Below are 17,383 nucleotides of genomic sequence, written 5' to 3'. Positions count from 1 at the left end.
CCGTGCGCCGACCGCAAGAAATTGTTGTCATAATTACCTCAACCCGATCGGAGAAGCCATGCTCGTCGTAACCTACAATGTCAACAGCATCAACAGCCGGCTGGACGCCCTCGTCCAGTACCTCGGCGAGCGCCAGCCCGACGTCGTCTGCCTGCAGGAACTCAAGGCGCCGCAAGACAAATTCCCGCTGCAGGCGATCCAGGACGCCGGCTACCACGCGCTCTGGCACGGCCAGAAAAGCTGGAACGGCGTGGCGATCCTCACGCGCGAGCCGGCGCAAGAGGTGCAGCGCGGCCTGCCGGGCGACGAAACCGACGAGCAAAGCCGCTACATCGAGGCGGTCTACAAGGGCATCCTGATCGCCGGCCTCTACCTGCCGAACGGGAACCCGGCGCCGGGACCCAAGTTCGACTACAAGCTGGCCTGGATGGAGCGCCTGCGCCTGCGCGGCCTCGAACTGCTGGCGCAAGGCATACCGGCGGTGCTGGCCGGCGACTTCAACGTCATCCCGACCGAGCGCGACGTCTACAAGCCCGAGCGCTGGGTCGACGACGCCCTGTTCCGTCCCGAGACCCGCGCCGCCTTCGAGCGCCTGATCGACCAGGGCTGGCTCGACTCGCTGCGCGCCGTCCACCCGGACGAGACGATCTACACCTTCTGGGATTACTTCCGCAACGCCTTCGGGCGCGACGCCGGCATCCGCATCGATCACCTGCTGCTCAGCCCCAGGCTGCAGCCGGCGCTGAAGGATGCCGGGGTCGACAAGTTCGTGCGCGGCCGCGAAAAACCCAGCGACCACGCGCCGACCTGGGTCGAACTCGATCTGGCGAAGATCGCGGAGTAAAAAGACCTGAACTACCTGACCGGCGCTTGCGCATGACGCCGCATCGCCGCCCCACCCTCGCATAACAAGGAGCACACACCATGAAACGACTACTCATCGCCGCCGCCGTCCTGGCCCTGCCGCTGGGCGCCCAGGCCGTATCGATGCCTGGCTTCTGCGCGCGCGGCATCGGCGCCGCCGAAGCCAAGATCTGCCAGGCTCCGGGTTCGGCCGAATCCGAAGGCATGGTCTACGCCCTGTACCGCGCCGCGCTCGAAAAACTCGACGCCGGCGCCGGCAAGGAACTACAGGAACAGCACACCAAGTGGTGGGACGGCGTGAAGCAGTGCGCCGAGTCCAAGGACATGAACGGCTGCCTCAACAACGCCTACGGCAGCCGCCTGCTGCAGCTGCAATCGACCTACAAGCTGGTCAAGACCACCGGTCCGGTCGCCTTCACCTGCGGCGACGGCAGCAAGATCAGCGCCACCTTCCTCGACACCACGCCGGCCTCGATGGTCGCGGTGCGCGACAAGGAACACGTGCTGCTGCGCGGCGAAAAGACCGCCAGCGGCATCGCCTACGGCAACCGCAGCGAGGAATTCAAGGAACACCAGGGCAAGGTCACCATCAAGTGGGGCGCCAATGCCAAGGAGCTGAGCTGCAAGAAGTCGTAAGCCAGCAGGAGCCTGTCCCGGCTCTGTCACGACGGACGGACATGCGTTAAGCTGTTCGTCCGTTTCATTTTCAGACACCCGCATGCTCTCGCCCGAACAACTCTTCGGCTTTCTCGCCGCCGCCGTCCTGATCACCCTCTCCCCCGGTCCCGACAACCTGATGGTGCTCAGCACCGGCATTGCCAAGGGCCGCCTGCGCGGCATCGCCTTCGGGCTCGGATGCGCCTTCGGCTGCATCAGCCATACGGTGCTGGCCGTGATCGGCGTCAGCGCGCTGATCGCGGCCTCGCCGGCGGCCTTCACCGCGCTCAAGGTGGCGGGCGGCCTGTACCTGATCTGGATGGGTTGGGGCGCGGTCAAGAGTCGCGGCGGCGCGCGCGTGACCACTGCCGGCGCATCCGACGAACCGGCCGGACGGCTGTTCGTCAAGGGGCTGGTGGCCGCGGCCATCAATCCCAAGGTGGTGCTGTTCTTCCTGTCCTTTCTACCCCAGTTCGTGGTCGCCGCGCGCGGCGACGCCAACCTGCAGATCGGCCTGCTGGGCATCGTGTTCACCCTGCAGGCCGCCGTCATCTTCGGCGCGCTCGGCTATTTTTCGGGGACGATCGGCCAGTGGCTCAACCGCACGCCCACGGCCGGCATGTGGCTGGACCGGATCGCGGGGGCGGTGTTCATCGGATTGGGATTGCGCCTGATCGTGGCGCGCTAAAAAAAGCGCGGTTCGATGAACCGCGCCGTTCGACCTTACAGCTCGATGGCGACCTGCGCCGCCTGGCCCCTGCGCGCCGGGACCTGCACTTCGAGCAGGTGCTGCTGGGCGTTGAAGACGAAGCGCGCTGCGCGGCCATCGACCGTCGCGCCACGCGGCTTCGCCCGCACATTGTGCACCTTGAGCGAGAAGACCCGTTCCTTCGCCTGCATCGCCTTGCCGGTCTCGGTCTTGAAGCCGATCTCGAGCCGCTTGCCGGCGCTCATTTCCGTATACTTGCTGTCGAAGCGCACGATCTCGTACTTGCCCTGCTCATAAGCGCCCGCGGTCTCGCCGTCGTCGTCATACATCTTGCCGCTGGAGGCGCTCACCGACGCATCGTGATAATAGTGCAGGTCGATCTCGCGCCCGGTGTAGTCGCGCGTGGTCTGCACCACCTTCGCCATCGGCACGAAGGCGCCGGCGCGCACGTAGACCGGGATGTTGGCTTCGACCGGCTTCACGGTCTCGAGGATGCCGCCCTTGTGCGCCTGGCCGGTATGGAAGTCGAACCATACGCTGCCGCTGTTCGGGAAATAGACCTCGGCGCGGGTGGCGCCCGGCTGCACGATCGGCGTGACCAGGAAGTCCGGGCCCCACAGATAGGTGGTCGAACGCTCGGCCGGCTGGGCCGGGTCCGGCTCGACGAACATCAGGGGACGCATCAGCGGCATGCCGGTCTGCTCGTTGTCGAAGGCGATCGTGTAGTTATACGGCAGCATCGCATAGCGCAGCCACACCGCTTCGCGCGCCAGCACGCGGGTAGCATCGGAGCGGAACACCGGCTCGGACGCCACCGCCTCTTGCGCATGCGGACGGAAGATCGGCTGGAACACGCCATACTGCAGCCAGCGCACATACAGCTCGTCGTCCAGCACGGCGCCGGCGAAGCCGCCCAGGTCGGAGTGCATATAGGCCAGGCCCTGCATGCCCATCTGCAGCGAGATCTCCATCTGCGACTGCAGGCCGCCCCAGCTGCGCGCGACGTCGCCCGACCACGGGATCATGCCGAAGCGCTGCGAACCCGAGTAGCCGGCGCGCATCAGGATGAAGGGGCGCTCGGCCGGGAATTCCCGCTTGTAGCCCTCGGCAATCAGGCGCGCCCAGTCGTGACCGTACACATTGTGCACCTGGTTGGCCGAACCGGCGGCATGCTGCAGATCGGATGGATGCACCTCGGGCTCGCCCAGGTCGCCCCACCAGCCGGTGACGCCGCCCTTCTTGAGGTCGCGGTAGATGCTCCACCACCAGTCGCGCCCCTCCTTCTTGTAGATGTCGATCAGGCCCGTGTTCCCGAAATAGAAATCGTAGGTGTAGGGCTTGCCAGCCTTGTCGGTGGCGAGGACCTTCTTGTCCACCGCCTCGTCCCAGCGCTTCGACGTGGTCAGCACGAACGGTTCGGTGACCACCACCGTCTTGACGCCCCTGGCCTTGAAGTCGGCCATCATTTTCTCGGCGTTGGGGAAGGTGTCGCGGTCCCAGGCCAGGTTGCCCATCGTGCCCTGCACCGTCTTGCCGAACCAGTAGAGGTCGAGGATGACGGCGTCGAGCGGGATTTTCTCTTGCGCGAACTTGTCGACCACGGCGCGCGTCTCGGCCTCGGTCTTGTAGCCGAAGCGGCTGGCGAAGTTGCCGAAGGCCCAGCGCGGCGGCAGCGGCTGGCGGCCGGTCAGGCCGGTGTAGCCGGCCATCAAATGGTCCCAGCTGTCGCCGGCCACGACCTGGTAGGTCTTGCGTCCGCCGATCACTTCGTAGCGCAAAGTGCCGTCCTTGCGGCTGTCGAAATCGAGCCAGCCGGTCTGCGGATTGTCGAAGTGGATCGCATATTTTTTGGACGACAGCGCCACCGGAATCGTGTAGTTGAGCAGCTCGGAACGCTCGGCATAGCCGTAATGCGCCTTGTTGTAGAGCTGGAAGCGGTGGCCGCGGCGGTTCATGCCGACCGCGCGCGCGCCGGCGCCGTACAGGGCCTCGCCGTCTTCCAGCGCGAATTCGATCGCATCCATGCCGTCGGCGCGCCCGAAGCCACGCTTCTCGGCCACCAGCGGCTTGCCCTTGTAGGCATAGCTGATACGGAACGGCCGCTTGTCGACCGTGACGCTGATGCCGCCGTCGACGGCGTAGGTGAGGCGGCCGCCCTCGTCCCTGAGCGTGGCCTGCACCTGCACCGGCGCCAGGATCACCGCGTGCGAAGCCGGATCGAAGCGCTCGCCCTTGGGGATGAAGGTGGTCTCGACGATCGTGCTCGAATACGGCTTGATCAGGTAGCGGCCGTCGTTGGTCGCGATCTCGAGGGTATTCTGGTTGCGCGTCACGCCGGCCAGCTGGCGTTCGGCGTTCTGGGCGAACGCGAGCGGGCTGGCGGCGAGCGGGATGGCGGCAAGGCTGAGCGCCAGGCGGGTCGTCAAGGCTTTGGTCATGTCTTCATTATCGTTGTGGTGAGATGCAGGCGAGAGCATGACAGAATTCCGCCCTCACAGACAGTCTTGACGCAAACGAAACGCCCCGCGCTGCCATGGGCAGGCGCGGGGCGCTGAAGCCAATCTGAAGCTGCGCTCGCTCCCGCGGTTCGTCTCCTCAGTTGGCGCCGAGTGTCAGCTGCATCAGGCGGCCCTGGCCGTCGGCGCGCTCGTTGGTCACCACGATGATGCGGCCGTCCGGATCCTGGGCGAGCGCGGACACCGACGGCGTGCTGTACTCGTCGTCGGTCGCGCGCTGGTAGCCCGGCACCAGCGCCGAGATATCGGTCCACGAATTGCCGCTGTCCTGCGACCACGCCAGATAAGGCCGGCCGTGCATCTTGTCGAAGCCGCCGACCACCAGGGTGTCCGGCTTGCCCTTGAGCGGCAGGAAGGCGCCGATGTAGGGATAGCCCTTGCCGCCTGATAGCGGTTCGTGGATCACGAACTTGAAGCTGTTGCCGTTGTCGACGCTGCGCAGCAGGCCGCCCTCGACGCCGACGAACACCATCTGCGTGCCCGGCACCGATTCGATGAACTGGACGTTGCGGTTCTCCATCTCGGGCAGGGCGATCGGCAGCTTGTCCTCGCCGGCCAGCGCGCCGCCGTCGCCCGTCAGGCGATAGGCTTCCACGAAAGCGAAGTCGAGCGGGCATTCGCCGCCGACCAGCACGCGGTCGCCCAGCACGTGGAACTTGGACGGATAGCACATCTGCGAATCCTTCGAGCCGCGGATCACCTGCCAGGTGTTGCCCTTGTCCTTCGAGGTCAGGAGGTTGTTGCCGGCGCCGGCATTGCTGTACAGGCGGTTGTTGGCGCCCTTGATGTCCTGCATCGACAGGGTCTCGCAGAAGTAGGGATTGCAGGTGCGCAGGTCGCCGTCGCGCGGCACGAAGCTGGCGCTATTGGCCACCAGGGTGCAGGTCGAATGGCCGTTGCTGGCCTCAAGCGTGTCGGCCCATGGCTGCATCAGCCACATGTCGCCGTCCACCATCTTGAGCTTCGGCGAACGCATGATGAAGTCGCCGACCGGGCCCATGGCGCAGGCGCCCAGGCCCACCGGGCTCCAGGTGGAGCTCGCCGACAGCGGCAGCTTCGCGCTCAGGACCGCCGAGCCCTCGGTCGCGCTGTTGGCCAGCGACAGGTAGGCGCTGCCGCCGTAGAAGACCACGCTGTCCATCGCGCGCGCGGTGCTCGAGAGCGGATCGAGCCTGGTCGCCACCGGCTCGACGGCGACGGGCGGCGGCGGCGCCTGGTAGTCGTTGCCCGAGCCGCCGCAGGCGGCCAGCAGCAGCGCGCAGGCCGCGCCCATGACGGTGGAGGTAAGGTGTCGGTGCATGCGAATCCCAATCAGGTGAATGGACCGACGGCCGCTTGCGGCCCTCGTTCCGGAGACTGGGATTCTAGGCAAGGCACTGGCGGCGTTTGGAGGATTATTGTCGGCAGAATGTCATGATTGTGTAAGCGCGCCTCAGCCGCCCAGGCTCGGCTGCATCAGCTGGCCCTGGCCGTCGCCAGGCCGGTCAACGCAGGTACGGCACCACGTTGCGCGCCACGCGCGCGGTTTCGGCGTCGTCCAGCGGCAGGCGCAGGAAGGCCTCCCAGCCGTCCGGCGACCCGGTGTCGCCGCGCGGGTCCGAACCGTACAGCACCCGGTCCAGGCCGAGCTGGCGCAGTCGCCGCACCAGGCGCCGCGCCGCGTCGGCCGGCAGGTCGGCCTGCGCCACCGTCGCCACGTCGAACCAGACCTGGCGCATGCGCGGATCGTGGCGCGCGGCCGCCTCGGCCAGCACGGCCAGCGCTTCGCGCGCCGCCGTGTCGCCGAAGCCGGGGCCGTTGCCGGCCAGGTGCGACACCTGCACCGGCACGTCGGGCGCATACGGCAGCACCTGCTCGAGCAGCACGCGCGCCTGCGCGGCGCCGTACGGCCGCCCGAGGGCGCGCGAGGCGCGCATGTCCATCACGATCGCCATGCCGCGCGCATTGGCGGCGCGGAACACCTGGCGCAGGCGCTCGACGTGGCCGGGCTGGTCGAGCTGGACGTCGGAGGCGGCGAAGTCGAGCTTGATGCCGCGCCCGAAGCCGGGGCTGGTGGCGCAGCGCCCCAGTTCGAGCAGCGCATAGTCCTTGAGCGGATTGAAGCTGCACAGGGCCACCAGGCGCTCCGGATGGCGCGCGGCCTGGGCCGCCACCCAGTCGTTCTCGGCGCGCACGCGGGCGTATTCATGGTCGATGGTGCGCGCCGGCAGGCCATAGGCATAGGCCGCCGACAGCACCGCCGCGCGCTTGACGCCGGCCGCGTCCAGCCGCGCCACCAGTTCGTCGGCGTCGACCGGCGCCAGCGCAATCGAGGACGACATCCAGGCCGCCGCCGCGGGGCTGAACAGGTGCTGGTGGTGGTCGGCCGCGGGCGCCAGGCGCGCCGGCGCGGTGCCCTCGCCGGCCCGGGCCGGACCGGATGCCGCCACCGCCATGGCGGCGCAGAACATGGCGCCGGTGGTGATGCTCAATCGCCTCATGCGAACCTCGTTGTCTGAAATCCGGCCCATGTTAGCGCAATGTCACCACCCGCTGTCAAGGCTGCGGATTCGATGCGGATGGCATAGAATCATCGGATTTGCGCCGGCCTCGCCCGGCGCCGTTATCAAAGGAATCACATGCAGCAGCCGCACCAGCCGAACCTCGGCGCCGGGCTCCCAGCCGACCCGCCCGTCACCCAGACCCGCTCCTTCCTGACCATCGCCCTGATCGAATTGTGGGAACGCTTCGGCTACTACGGCATGCAGGCGCTGATCGTCTACTTCATGGTGCAGCGCCTGGGCTTCGACGATACCCGCGCCACCCTGGTGTGGGGCGCCGCCGCCGCCCTGATCTACGTGGCCCCGGCCATCGGCGGCTGGATCGGCGACAAGGTGCTCGGCACCCGCCGCTGCATGATCATCGGCGCCATCATCCTGTCGCTGGGCTACGCCCTGATGGGGATCCCGGTCAGCGGCACCTGGCTCACCTTCGTGGCGCTGGGCGTGATCGTGGTCGGCAACGGCCTGTTCAAGCCCAACACCGCCAACCTGGTGCGCAAGATCTACGAGGGCGACGACGCCAAGATCGACAGCGCCTTCACCATCTACTACATGGCGGTCAACGTCGGCTCCACGGTCTCGATGCTGGCCACGCCGGCGATCAAGGACCATTTCAACGCCACCTCGGGCGGTGACCTGGGCTGGCACATGGCGTTCGCCGTGTGTAGCGTCGGCCTGTGGGTCGGCCTGCTGACGGTCGGCGTGCTGCGCCGCACCGTCAACCATATCGGCTCGCCGCCGGACGCGCTGCCGCTCGACTGGCGCAAGCTGGTCCTGGTGCTGGCCGGCGGCGTGCTCACCGTGATCGCCTCGACCTTCATCCTCGAATACCAGTGGCTGGCGCGCCTGTTCGTCTACGTCGCCGGACTGGTGGTGCTGGGCATCTTCATCCACCTGATCCGCACCAGCCAGGCCAGCGAGCGCGCCGGCCTGGCGGCGGCGCTGGTATTGACCCTGCAGACGGTGTTCTTCTTCATCTTCTACCAGCAGATGTCGACCTCGCTGTCGCTGTTCGCCCTGCGCAACGTCGACCTCGATTTCAGCCTGTTCGGCAGCCACCTGTTCACCTGGTCGCCGGCCCAGTTCCAGGCGCTCAACGCGATCTGGATCATGGTCCTCTCCCCGGTGCTGGCGTGGATCTACACGCGCTCCAGCGGCAGCCGCCTCGACCTGTCGATCGCCGCCAAGTTCGCGCTCGGCTTCGCGGTGGTGGCCGCCGGCTTCTTCACCTACGGTTTCGCCGGCGCCTTCGCCGTGAACGGCCTGACCTCGTCGTGGATCATGATCGCGGGCTACGGCCTGTATTCGCTGGGCGAGCTGCTGGTGAGCGGCCTGGGGCTGGCGATGATCGCGCGCTACGTGCCGGCGCGCATGGGCGGCTTCATGATGGGGGCATACTTCGTCGCGGTCGGCATCTCGCAATACCTGGGCGGCCTGGTGGCCACCATGGCCAGCGTACCGGAAGGCATGCTTGATCCGCTGCAGACGCTGCCGATCTATACGAGCCTGTTCAACAAGCTGGGGCTGGCGGCGATCGCCTGCACCTTCATCGCGCTGGCCGCCCTGCCCTTGATGCGGCGCCTGACCGCCGCGCACCACGCCCACGCGTAAGCGCGGCTTCCAGTAAGATGGCAGGGATTTTCACTCCCTGCCATCCAGCATGTCTCTCATTACCCCCAACCGCCAGCTCCAGGTCGCCCAGCGCGTGCACGCGATCGAACCGTTTCGCGTCATGGAAATGGTCAAGGCCGCCGGCGAACTGAAACGCGCCGGCCACGACGTCATCAGCATGAGCGTCGGCGAGCCCGATTTCACCGCGCCCGACATCGTCGCCAGCGCCGCGATGGAAGCGATCCGCGGCGGCGTCACCCAGTACACCGAGTCGCTCGGCCTCCTCGAGCTGCGCCAGGCGATCTCGGGCCACTACGCCGCGACCCAGGCCCTGGACATCGACCCGCGCCGCATCGTGATCACCGCGGGCGCCTCGGCCGGCCTGCTGCTGGCCTGCGCCGCGCTGGTGTCCGAGGACGACGAAGTCCTGATGCCCGACCCGTCCTACCCATGCAACCGCCATTTCGTGGCCAGCTTCGGGGGCCGGCCGGTGCTGGTGCCGTCCTCGCACGAGGACCGCTACCAGCTCGGCGCCCACCACGTGGCCGAGCGCTGGACCGAGCGCACGCGCGGCGTGCTGGTGGCCTCGCCGTCGAACCCGACCGGCACCTCCATGACGCCGGAGCAGCTGCGCGCCATGCTGGCGGCGGTGCGCGCGCGCGGCGGCTTCGCGATCGTCGACGAGATCTACCAGGGCCTGTCCTACGACCGCCAGCCCCTGAGCGCGCTGGCGCTCGACCCCGACGTCATCACGGTGAACAGTTTCTCCAAGTATTTCAACATGACCGGCTGGCGCCTGGGCTGGCTGGTGGTGCCGGACAGCCTGGTGCCGACCTTCGAGAAGCTGGCCCAGAACCTGTTCATCTGCGCCCCGACCGTGGCCCAGCACGCGGCCCTGGCCTGCTTCCAGCCCGAGGCGCTGGCGATCTTCGAGGAACGCCGGCGCGAATTCCAGCGCCGCCGCGACTACCTGGTGCCGGCGCTGCGCGAGCTCGGCTTCGGGGTGCCGGTGATGCCTGACGGCGCCTTCTATGTGTACGCCGACCTCGACCGCGTGGCGCACCCGCTGCACGGCGACAGCGCGGCGTTCAGCATGGCGGTGCTGCGGGATGCCCATGTGGCGATCGTGCCGGGCGACGATTTCGGGGTGGCGGCGCCGCAGCGCCACGTGCGCTTTTCGTATGCGACGAAGTACGAGCGGATCGAGGAAGCGGTGGCGCGGCTGCGGCGCCTGTTCGTGTGAGGTCGGTGGCGTAGCCGCCGACCTCAAGGCGCCACGCCCGCCAGCGCCCCGATCAGCACGCCGGGCGCCACCGGCTTGACCAGGTAGCGGTCGAAGCCGGCCGCCAGCGCGCGTTCGCGGTCTTGCGGCTGGCCATAGCCCGACAGGGCGATCGTCAGCGGCCGGTTGTTGTCCGTGCCCGCGTCCGCGCCAGCGGCGCGCAGGCGCGCCATCAGTTCCAGGCCGTCCAGGCCCGGCAGTCCGATGTCGCACACGATCGCGTCGAAGCGGCCTTCCAGCGCCAGCGCCAGGCCGGCATGGCCGTCGCCGGCGATTTCCACCTGGTGCCCTTCGACTTCGAGCAGCATGCGCAGCACGTCCGAGGCGTCGGCATTGTCTTCCACGATCAGGATCCGGCGCCTGATGCCGCCGCCAACCGGCGCGGCGCCATCGGCGACCCCGCTGGGCGCCGCGGCGCTCGACAGCGGCAGCGAGACCGTGAAGGTGCTGCCCCGCCCCAGCCCCGGGCTGGCGGCGCCGACGCTGCCGCCGTGCATGGTGACCAGATTGCGCACCACGTTCAAGCCAACCCCGAGCCCGCCCTCCGAGCGCGCCAGCGTGCGCGGCCCCTGCGTGAACAGGTCGAAGGCGCGGCCGATGGTCTCGATGGACATGCCGGAACCGTTGTCGTCGATGGTGACCGCAACGAGGCCGTCGGCGCCGACCCGGGCCGCGACCGCGATGCGGCCGCCGTCCTGCGTGTATTTCGAGGCATTGTTGAGCAGGTTGGTGAACACCTGGGTCAGGCGCACCCGGTCCCCTTCGACCACCAGGGTATCCGCCGCCTGCGCGATCGCCAGCTCCTGGCCGCGCTCGCGCACGCGCGGCATGACGGTCTCCGCCGCGTGCTCGATCAATTCGGCCAGCCGCAGCGGCTCGACCGCCAGCGTGATCTTGCCGCTGCTCAGGCGGGCGGCGTCGAGCAAGTCATCCAGCAAGTGCGCCATATGGCCCACCTGGCGCTGGATCACGCCGGTCAGGCGGGCCAGTGCGGCGGTATTCACCGGCGAGCGTTCGAGCAGGCTGGCCGAGACGCTGATCGGCACCAGGGGGTTGCGCAGCTCGTGCGCCAGCATGGCGAGGAATTCGTTCTGGCGGCGGTTGGTTTCCTCGGCGTCGTCGCGCGAGGTCTGGGCGTCGACCGCGGCCAGCACCAGGTGCTCGTTCGCTTCGCGCAGGCTCGCGGTCAGCGCGAGGCTGGCCGCGAGATCGCCGCGCAGCTGCTCTGCCTCGAGTTCCAGCGCGGCCAGGCGGAGCGCCAGGGTGCCGTCGTCGTTGCCTGGTGTCGCCGCCATGAGATTCATTCAGGGTGTCCCGCGCGCGATGGGCAAGCCGTGCAGCACGCCCTCGTATTCGGTCGCCACCGGCTCGATATTGATCCCGTCGTCGCCGATGTGGAATTCGCGCAGGTCGGTGCTGTGGGCGCTGCCGCGCACCTTGACCACCGAGATGAAGCGGCGGATCCGGCCGCCACTCTCGCCGAAGCGCATGATCACGATCGCATCGGTCAGGTAGGCGATGTCGGCCTGGCTGAACTTGAGCTGCGTGAAGTCGTCGTCCACGCCCATCGTGACCAGCACGCTCACGCCGCGCTTGGCCAGCGAGGACAGCATCTGGAACACGGTCGAGCGCAGCTGGTTGCGGCCTTCCGGCGCCAGGTACAGCGCCAGCTCGGACAGCGAATCGACCACCACGCGGCGCGCGCCGGTGCGGTCGATCGCATCGTTCATCTCGTCGAGCAGCTCGTCGACCGTGAGGTCGATCTTGCGGCTTTCGACCATCTGCACGTCGCCGTTCGCGACCAGCGCCGCCAGCTCGGCGTTGCGCAGGCGCGAGGCGCCCTTCTCGAACGAGACCGCCACGCCCTTCTCGCCCAGCCGGGCGCCCGCTTGCAGGAAGCGGGTGCCGAGGATGGTCTTGCCGCAGCCGCTCGGGCCCGATACCAGCAGCGAGTGACCTTGCGGCAGGCCGCCGTGGAGCAGCCCGTCGAGATCGGGCGTGCCGGTGGGGATGCGCGCCGCATCGCGGTCGACCCGCGCCCCTTGGTGATGGTCGGCCGCCAGCGGCGGCAGGATGCGCGGATACACACGGATGCCATCGTCGGTGATGCGGAAGGTGTGCGAGCCGCCCAGGTGGGCCTGGCCGCGCATCTTGACCACCCGCATCTTGCGCACCACCGAGTTATCCTCGTGCACCGGGGTCAGCGAAATCATGCCGTCGGCGACCGTCATGATCGGGCTCGCCTCGGCGTCGCCGTGCAGGTATTCGCCGATCAGGAAGGTGGTGGCCTGCCAGCTCGTCATGCGGGTGCCGAGATCCTGGATGAAGTGCTGCAGGTCGGCCACGCCCTCGTTGCCGGCGCGCGCCGTCTGCGCCACCGAGCGGAAGGAGTCGACGAACACCAGGCTCGGCGAGAAATCCTCGACCTCCTTCATCAGGCGCGCCAGCACGCCGCTGAAGTCGCCCGCGCGCAGGTCTTCGGCCAGGTTGACGTAGCGCACGCAGGTGCCGACCATGTCCATGTCGAAGAAGCTGTACTGTTGCTGGTAACGCAGCATCTTGAGGGGCGGTTCGCCCAGCACCGTGAAGAACAGGGCGCGGCGCTCGTTGCTGGCCAGCGAAAACATGATCTGGTGGGCGAGCGTGGTCTTGCCCGACCCCGGCGGCCCGGCGATCAGGTTGAAGGAAAATTCGCTCAGCCCTCCCCCCAGGAGAACATCGAGCCCCTGCACGCCAGTGCTCAGCTTTCCAAGGGATACTTTATCGCTCATTACTTGTGCTCCTGTGCATTCTTCTCTTCCCCGTCACGCGCGGCGGCATCGAGCAGGCGCCGTGCGAGCGCCTGGCCGATGAGGGACGCCAGCAACTCGGTAAACGTCTGGAGCAGCGCCGCATGCGCGGCTTTTGCGTGGTCGGGTGCCACACTGGCGAGCAGCTCGTCCAGCGTGGTGATTTGGGAGTCGCGGGTCTTGCATGGCGGCGTCTCGGCCAGCCATTTGAATTCGGGACCGACCAGACGGCATGCCCGTCCATACAGCGCGCAAAAGCCGCTGTCACCGATGAGCGGGCCCAACTGGTCGGCCAGGCGCCGCCAGGATTGGATGAGCTGGATATGCTCTTCAGAACGTCCGGGGCCGCCCTTACTCGTCATCATGTCTAGGTTGAATAGCAATTGCTGCCGTTATCTTCATGAAAGGTCCATGCACACTCTCGCGCGGAATCGTCGTGCGCTCGCCCGGCGATAGGTTGACGAACATTATATCTTGGCTTCCTGCCATTCTCCGGAGATCGGGCGATTAAAGTTGCCGCGCACGATGCGCCGATGCGCGTATTGACGATACAAACATGCGGTAGGCATCCACCTGTTTCCCCGCTAAGATGTGTATCGCCGAGCAATAATGCTCTTTATCAAGCAGGGGATCAATGAAAATAAGCAAGCTGGGCGCCGCCGTCTCGACGGCCGCCGTCGTGATGGGTCTGGCATTCGCACCGGCGGCCGTGGCCGCAACGAGCGCAGCCGCGGTGAATACGACTGCGACCGCCGCCGACGCGCGGTTCAAGGACATCTACACCAAGGAGTGGAAGTGGCGCATCGCCGAGCGCCTGGCGCGCGACGAGAACGCGCCCAACGCGAACCCGGGTTATGCGCGGGTCGACGCCGCCGCCCAGGAAGCGCGCCGCGTCTACTGGGCCGCCATCCTGAAGGAACTCGACGCGATCCCGCCAGGCGCGCTCTCGCCCGCCGAACGCATCAACTTCGCGGTCTACCGCGCCCAGATCGCCGCCCTGCATGACGCCCAGCGCTTCCGCGAATACGAACAGCCGGTCAACGCCGACACCGCCTTCTGGTCCGACGTCGCGTATGCCGCGCGCCGCCCGCTCAAGAGCGCCGACGAATACCGCAACTATCTGCGCCTGCTGGAGGGCCTGCCCGCCTACTTCGACCAGGAACTGGACAATATGCGCGCCGGCCTGGCGCGCGGCTTCACCCCGCCGAAGGTCACGCTGGCCGGCCGCGAAGGCACCTTGAGCTCGGTGCTCGATGCGAAGACGCCGCAGGACGTGGTGTTCTACAACCCGTTCAAGCAGATGCCGGCCGCGATGCCGGCCGCCGAGCAGGAGGCGCTGCGCGCGCAGGCGGTGGCGCTCATCCAGGGCAAGATACGCCCCGCCTACGCCAAGGCCCTGGCCTATTTCCGCGACGAGTACGTGCCGAAGGCGCGCACCACGCTGGCGGCCCAGGACATGCCGGGCGGGAAGGAATACTACCAGTCGAAGATCGTGGAATTCACCACGACCGACATGACGGCCGACCAGATCCACGCGATCGGCCTGGCCGAGATGGCCAAGATCCGCGCCGAGATGCACGACATCATGAAGCAGGTCGGGTTCAAGGGCGACTTGCAGGCCTTCCTGCACTTCCTGCGCACCGATCCGCAGTTCTATGCCAAGACGCCGCAAGAGCTGCTCAAGAGCGCGGCCTGGACGTCCAAGAAGTTCGACGCCAAGGCCGACCAGTTCTTCGGCCACCTGCCGCGCCGCCGCTTCGCGATCGTGCCGGTGCCGGACGACCAGGCGCCGTTCTGGACCGCGGGCCGCGGCGGCCCCGGCACCTACTGGGTCAATACCTATAACCTGCCGGCCCGTCCGCTCTACAGCCTGCCGGCCCTGACCCTGCACGAGTCGGCGCCGGGCCACGCCTTCCAGATCCCGCTGGCGCAGGAACAGCAAGGCGTGCCGCCGTTCCGCCGCGCCTACATCTCGGCCTATGGCGAGGGCTGGGCGCTGTACACCGAGCGCCTGGGCACCGAGATGGACATCTACGAGACCCCGTACGAGGTGTTCGGCATGCTGAGCTACCAGGCCTGGCGCGCCTCGCGCCTGGTGGTCGACACCGGCATCCACGCCAAGGGCTGGACCCGCGAGCAGGCCCAGAACTACCTGCTGCAGAACACCGCGCTGTCGAGGCACGAGGTCGAGACCGAGGTGGACCGCTACATCTCGTGGCCGGGCCAGGCGCTGTCGTACTACCTGGGCCAGATGGCGATCCAGGAAGCGCGCGCCCGCGCCGAGAAGGCGCTCGGGTCGAAGTTCGACATCCGCCACTTCCACGACACCGTGCTGCAGGTCGGTTCGGTGCCGCTGCCGGTGCTGCAGCAGCGCATCGACCAGTTCATCGCGGATGGCGGACCGAGTCCGTATCCGAAAGAAAGCTGATCGTTTCATGACAAAAGGGCCGCATCGCGCGGCCCTTTTTTCATCGGTCGAACAGCTTGAACTTCAGCTGGAACGAAATGCCCCCATACAGCCGGTCCTTGTAGTTCGGGATGATCCCGACGTTCACGCCGACGCGCTTGTATTCATAGGTCAGGGTCGGGATCGCGCCCGGGAACCAGCCACCGTCGCGCGTCTTCGGATAGCCGTCGAAGGCGGCCAGCGCCAGGCCCACGCGCACCGGGCCGACCGCATACGGCTGCCAGATCACGCCCGCGTAGTTCGACCAGGCGCGGTCGCTGTTGTAGAAGCGTCCGGCGGTGGCCGTCATCGTGCCCTTGAAGCGGTACTCCAAAGCCAGGCCCTTGTTGTTGTCGTTCAGGTCCTTGTCGCCATCGAAGTGGGCGGTGTAGAAGCCGGTGTCGATCCACAGTTCGCTGGTCGGCGACGGGTCGATCTTCGTGAAGAAGTCGGCGGCGAGTGCCGCGGGTGCGGCAAGACAGGCGGCGCCCAGCAGCGCCAGGGAATATACGGCGCGGCTCAATCGTCGGCTCCGGGATCGAGGTGGGGAAACATGACTTCGGTGAAGCCGAAGCGGGAAAAGTCGCGGATCCGCATCGGATACAGGATGCCCAGCAGGTGATCCACTTCATGCTGCACCACGCGCGCGTGGAAACCTTCCGCGTCACGCACGATGCGCTTGCCGAACTGGTCGAAGCCCTCGTAGTGCAGGCGCGTGTAGCGCGGCACGCTGCCGCGCAGGCCGGGCACCGACAGGCAGCCCTCGACGCCCTCTTCCATCTCGTCGGACAAGGGCGTGAGCACGGGATTGATCAGCACCGTCTCGGGCACCGGCGGCGCGTCGGGATAGCGCTGGTTGCTGCCAAAGCCGAAGATCACCAGCTGCAGGTCGACGCCGATCTGCGGCGCGGCCAGGCCGGCGCCGTTGGCGGCATGCATGGTCTCGAACATGTCGGCGATCAGGGCGTGCAGCCCGGGCGTATCGAACTCGGTGACCGGCTGCGCGACCCGCAGCAGGCGCGGGTCGCCCATCCTGAGGATCTCGCGCACCGTCATGCCGGGCCTCTTCCTTCCAGCAAACCGGCCAGCGAGGCACGGAAGCCCTCGGCCGTTTCCGGGTGCTTCAGGCCGATCGCGGCGGTGGCCTGCAGATACCCCAGCTTGGAGCCGCAATCGTAGCGCTGGCCGGCGTAGCGGTAGGCCAGCACGCGCTCGTCGCGCATCAGGGCCGCGATGCCGTCGGTGAGCTGGATCTCGCCGCCGGCGCCCTTGCCGATGTTTTCCAGGTAGTCGAAGATCGACGGCGACAGCACGTAGCGGCCGACCACGGCCAGGGTCGAGGGCGCGTCCGCGGGCTGCGGCTTCTCGACGATGCCGGACACCAGCTCGAGGTCCTGGCGGTAGGCCGAGGCGCTGACGATGCCGTACTGGCGGGTGTGCTCGCGCGGCACGTCCTGCACCGCCAGGATGCTGCTGCGCTCATAGGCGTAGACGTCGGCCATCTGGGCCAGCACCGGTTTCTGGCCGTCGGCGGTGTCCATGAAATCGTCCGCCAGCAGCACGGCGAAGGGTTCAATACCCACCACCGGCCGCGCGCACAGCACCGCATGGCCCAGGCCCAGGGGCGAGGACTGGCGGATGTAGATGCAGTTGACGTTCTTCGGGATCACCCCGCGCACGGTCTCGAGCAGGGCCTGCTTGCCGGCCGCCTCGAGTTCGGATTCGAGCTCGTAGGCCTTGTCGAAATGGTCTTCGATGGCGCGCTTGTTGCGGCCCGTGATGAAGATCAGTTCGGTGACGCCGGCGGCCACCGCCTCTTCGACCGCGTACTGGATCAGCGGCTTGTCGACGATCGGCAGCATCTCTTTCGGCTGCGCCTTGGTCGCCGGCAGGAAGCGGCTGCCCAGGCCGGCGACGGGGAATACGGCTTTGCGGATCAGGTTCATGTGTTCCAGTATGGAGGGTTGTT

The 17,383-nt window shown here is 67.5% G+C and carries 15 protein-coding genes; 6 read left to right on the top strand and 9 right to left on the bottom strand.

What is annotated here, in order from left to right:
* The first annotated feature begins 58 nt into the window (after positions 1 to 58).
* From xth to LO55_RS17675, 3 genes are all read left to right on the top strand, one after another.
* Complete coding sequence (gene xth, locus LO55_RS17685) at positions 59 to 844, top strand: exodeoxyribonuclease III (RefSeq protein ID WP_071362468.1); 786 nt, start codon at positions 59 to 61, stop codon at positions 842 to 844.
* An 80-nt stretch (positions 845 to 924) separates the two neighbouring features.
* Positions 925 to 1,500, top strand: coding sequence for an MliC family protein (locus LO55_RS17680; protein ID WP_005667492.1), 576 nt, complete (start codon positions 925 to 927; stop codon positions 1,498 to 1,500).
* Positions 1,501 to 1,582: 82 nt separating this feature from the next.
* A complete protein-coding gene (locus tag LO55_RS17675) occupies positions 1,583 to 2,209 on the top strand; it encodes a LysE family translocator (protein ID WP_071362467.1) in 627 nt (208 codons plus the stop codon).
* 35 nt (positions 2,210 to 2,244) lie between these two features.
* Here LO55_RS17675 and LO55_RS17670 read toward each other — a convergent pair whose 3' ends face one another.
* The 3 genes from LO55_RS17670 to LO55_RS17660 all read right to left on the bottom strand — a co-directional run bounded on the left by LO55_RS17670 (position 2,245) and on the right by LO55_RS17660 (position 7,226).
* The gene (locus LO55_RS17670; protein ID WP_071362466.1) at positions 2,245 to 4,668 is read right to left on the bottom strand and encodes a glycoside hydrolase family 31 protein; all 2,424 of its coding nucleotides are present in this window, start codon (positions 4,666 to 4,668) and stop codon (positions 2,245 to 2,247) included.
* 157 nt (positions 4,669 to 4,825) lie between these two features.
* Complete coding sequence (locus LO55_RS17665; protein WP_229410169.1) at positions 4,826 to 6,046, bottom strand: hypothetical protein; 1,221 nt, start codon at positions 6,044 to 6,046, stop codon at positions 4,826 to 4,828.
* 184 nt (positions 6,047 to 6,230) lie between these two features.
* On the bottom strand, positions 6,231 to 7,226 hold the full coding sequence (locus LO55_RS17660; protein ID WP_071362464.1) for an amidohydrolase family protein: 996 nt from the start codon (positions 7,224 to 7,226) through the stop codon (positions 6,231 to 6,233).
* A gap of 138 nt (positions 7,227 to 7,364) precedes the next feature.
* Here LO55_RS17660 and LO55_RS17655 point away from each other — a divergent pair, with 138 nt between their 5' ends.
* Both LO55_RS17655 and LO55_RS17650 read left to right on the top strand, forming a co-directional pair.
* Positions 7,365 to 8,897: a peptide MFS transporter gene (locus tag LO55_RS17655; RefSeq protein WP_071362463.1), complete on the top strand. Its 1,533-nt coding sequence runs from the start codon at positions 7,365 to 7,367 to the stop codon at positions 8,895 to 8,897.
* A gap of 49 nt (positions 8,898 to 8,946) precedes the next feature.
* On the top strand, positions 8,947 to 10,140 hold the full coding sequence (locus LO55_RS17650; protein WP_071362462.1) for a pyridoxal phosphate-dependent aminotransferase: 1,194 nt from the start codon (positions 8,947 to 8,949) through the stop codon (positions 10,138 to 10,140).
* Positions 10,141 to 10,163: 23 nt separating this feature from the next.
* Here LO55_RS17650 and LO55_RS17645 read toward each other — a convergent pair whose 3' ends face one another.
* From LO55_RS17645 to LO55_RS17635, 3 genes are read right to left on the bottom strand one after another with little or no spacing between them, the layout of a single operon-like run.
* On the bottom strand, positions 10,164 to 11,474 hold the full coding sequence (locus LO55_RS17645; protein WP_229410168.1) for a hybrid sensor histidine kinase/response regulator: 1,311 nt from the start codon (positions 11,472 to 11,474) through the stop codon (positions 10,164 to 10,166).
* 9 nt (positions 11,475 to 11,483) lie between these two features.
* Positions 11,484 to 12,950 carry an ATPase domain-containing protein gene (locus tag LO55_RS17640; RefSeq protein ID WP_071362460.1) on the bottom strand — a complete coding sequence of 489 codons (1,467 nt, stop codon included), beginning with the start codon at positions 12,948 to 12,950 and terminating at the stop codon, positions 11,484 to 11,486.
* Positions 12,950 to 13,333, bottom strand: coding sequence for a hypothetical protein (locus LO55_RS17635; protein WP_071362459.1), 384 nt, complete (start codon positions 13,331 to 13,333; stop codon positions 12,950 to 12,952). The genes LO55_RS17640 and LO55_RS17635 overlap by 1 nt, the downstream gene beginning before the upstream one ends.
* Positions 13,334 to 13,602: 269 nt before the next feature.
* Here LO55_RS17635 and LO55_RS17630 point away from each other — a divergent pair, with 269 nt between their 5' ends.
* A complete protein-coding gene (locus LO55_RS17630) occupies positions 13,603 to 15,396 on the top strand; it encodes a DUF885 domain-containing protein (protein ID WP_071362458.1) in 1,794 nt (597 codons plus the stop codon).
* Between the two features lie 40 nt (positions 15,397 to 15,436).
* Here LO55_RS17630 and LO55_RS17625 read toward each other — a convergent pair whose 3' ends face one another.
* The 3 genes from LO55_RS17625 to galU are packed head-to-tail and all read right to left on the bottom strand — an operon-like array spanning position 15,437 to position 17,360.
* Positions 15,437 to 15,937, bottom strand: a complete 501-nt coding sequence (locus LO55_RS17625) for a hypothetical protein (RefSeq protein WP_083415403.1) — start codon at positions 15,935 to 15,937, stop codon at positions 15,437 to 15,439.
* Entirely contained in the window at positions 15,934 to 16,470 is a 537-nt protein-coding gene (gene def, locus LO55_RS17620) for a peptide deformylase (protein WP_071362457.1), read from the bottom strand. The genes LO55_RS17625 and def overlap by 4 nt, the downstream gene beginning before the upstream one ends.
* Positions 16,467 to 17,360 carry a UTP--glucose-1-phosphate uridylyltransferase GalU gene (galU, locus tag LO55_RS17615; protein ID WP_005667471.1) on the bottom strand — a complete coding sequence of 298 codons (894 nt, stop codon included), beginning with the start codon at positions 17,358 to 17,360 and terminating at the stop codon, positions 16,467 to 16,469. The genes def and galU overlap by 4 nt, the downstream gene beginning before the upstream one ends.
* Between the last annotated feature and the right edge of the window lie 23 nt (positions 17,361 to 17,383).

This window comes from Massilia timonae (assembly GCF_001866515.1).
Lineage (GTDB): Bacteria > Pseudomonadota > Gammaproteobacteria > Burkholderiales > Burkholderiaceae_D > Telluria > Telluria timonae.
The sequence above is the reverse complement of the archived record's forward strand: the minus strand, read 5'-3'. Positions and strand labels throughout refer to the sequence as shown.

What these genes read in the sequence shown, in the direction of transcription:
- LO55_RS17630 (WP_071362458.1), top strand. Translation starts at nt 13,603, where the DNA reads ATGAAAATAAGCAAGCTGGGCGCCGCCGTCTCGACGGCCGCCGTCGTG.
- LO55_RS17660 (WP_071362464.1), bottom strand. Translation starts at nt 7,226, where the DNA reads ATGAGGCGATTGAGCATCACCACCGGCGCCATGTTCTGCGCCGCCATG.
- def (WP_071362457.1), bottom strand. Translation starts at nt 16,470, where the DNA reads ATGACGGTGCGCGAGATCCTCAGGATGGGCGACCCGCGCCTGCTGCGG.
- xth (WP_071362468.1), top strand. Translation starts at nt 59, where the DNA reads ATGCTCGTCGTAACCTACAATGTCAACAGCATCAACAGCCGGCTGGAC.
- LO55_RS17635 (WP_071362459.1), bottom strand. Translation starts at nt 13,333, where the DNA reads ATGATGACGAGTAAGGGCGGCCCCGGACGTTCTGAAGAGCATATCCAG.
- LO55_RS17640 (WP_071362460.1), bottom strand. Translation starts at nt 12,950, where the DNA reads ATGAGCGATAAAGTATCCCTTGGAAAGCTGAGCACTGGCGTGCAGGGG.
- LO55_RS17665 (WP_229410169.1), bottom strand. Translation starts at nt 6,046, where the DNA reads ATGCACCGACACCTTACCTCCACCGTCATGGGCGCGGCCTGCGCGCTG.
- LO55_RS17655 (WP_071362463.1), top strand. Translation starts at nt 7,365, where the DNA reads ATGCAGCAGCCGCACCAGCCGAACCTCGGCGCCGGGCTCCCAGCCGAC.
- LO55_RS17650 (WP_071362462.1), top strand. Translation starts at nt 8,947, where the DNA reads ATGTCTCTCATTACCCCCAACCGCCAGCTCCAGGTCGCCCAGCGCGTG.
- LO55_RS17645 (WP_229410168.1), bottom strand. Translation starts at nt 11,474, where the DNA reads ATGGCGGCGACACCAGGCAACGACGACGGCACCCTGGCGCTCCGCCTG.
- LO55_RS17670 (WP_071362466.1), bottom strand. Translation starts at nt 4,668, where the DNA reads ATGACCAAAGCCTTGACGACCCGCCTGGCGCTCAGCCTTGCCGCCATC.
- LO55_RS17675 (WP_071362467.1), top strand. Translation starts at nt 1,583, where the DNA reads ATGCTCTCGCCCGAACAACTCTTCGGCTTTCTCGCCGCCGCCGTCCTG.
- LO55_RS17680 (WP_005667492.1), top strand. Translation starts at nt 925, where the DNA reads ATGAAACGACTACTCATCGCCGCCGCCGTCCTGGCCCTGCCGCTGGGC.
- galU (WP_005667471.1), bottom strand. Translation starts at nt 17,360, where the DNA reads ATGAACCTGATCCGCAAAGCCGTATTCCCCGTCGCCGGCCTGGGCAGC.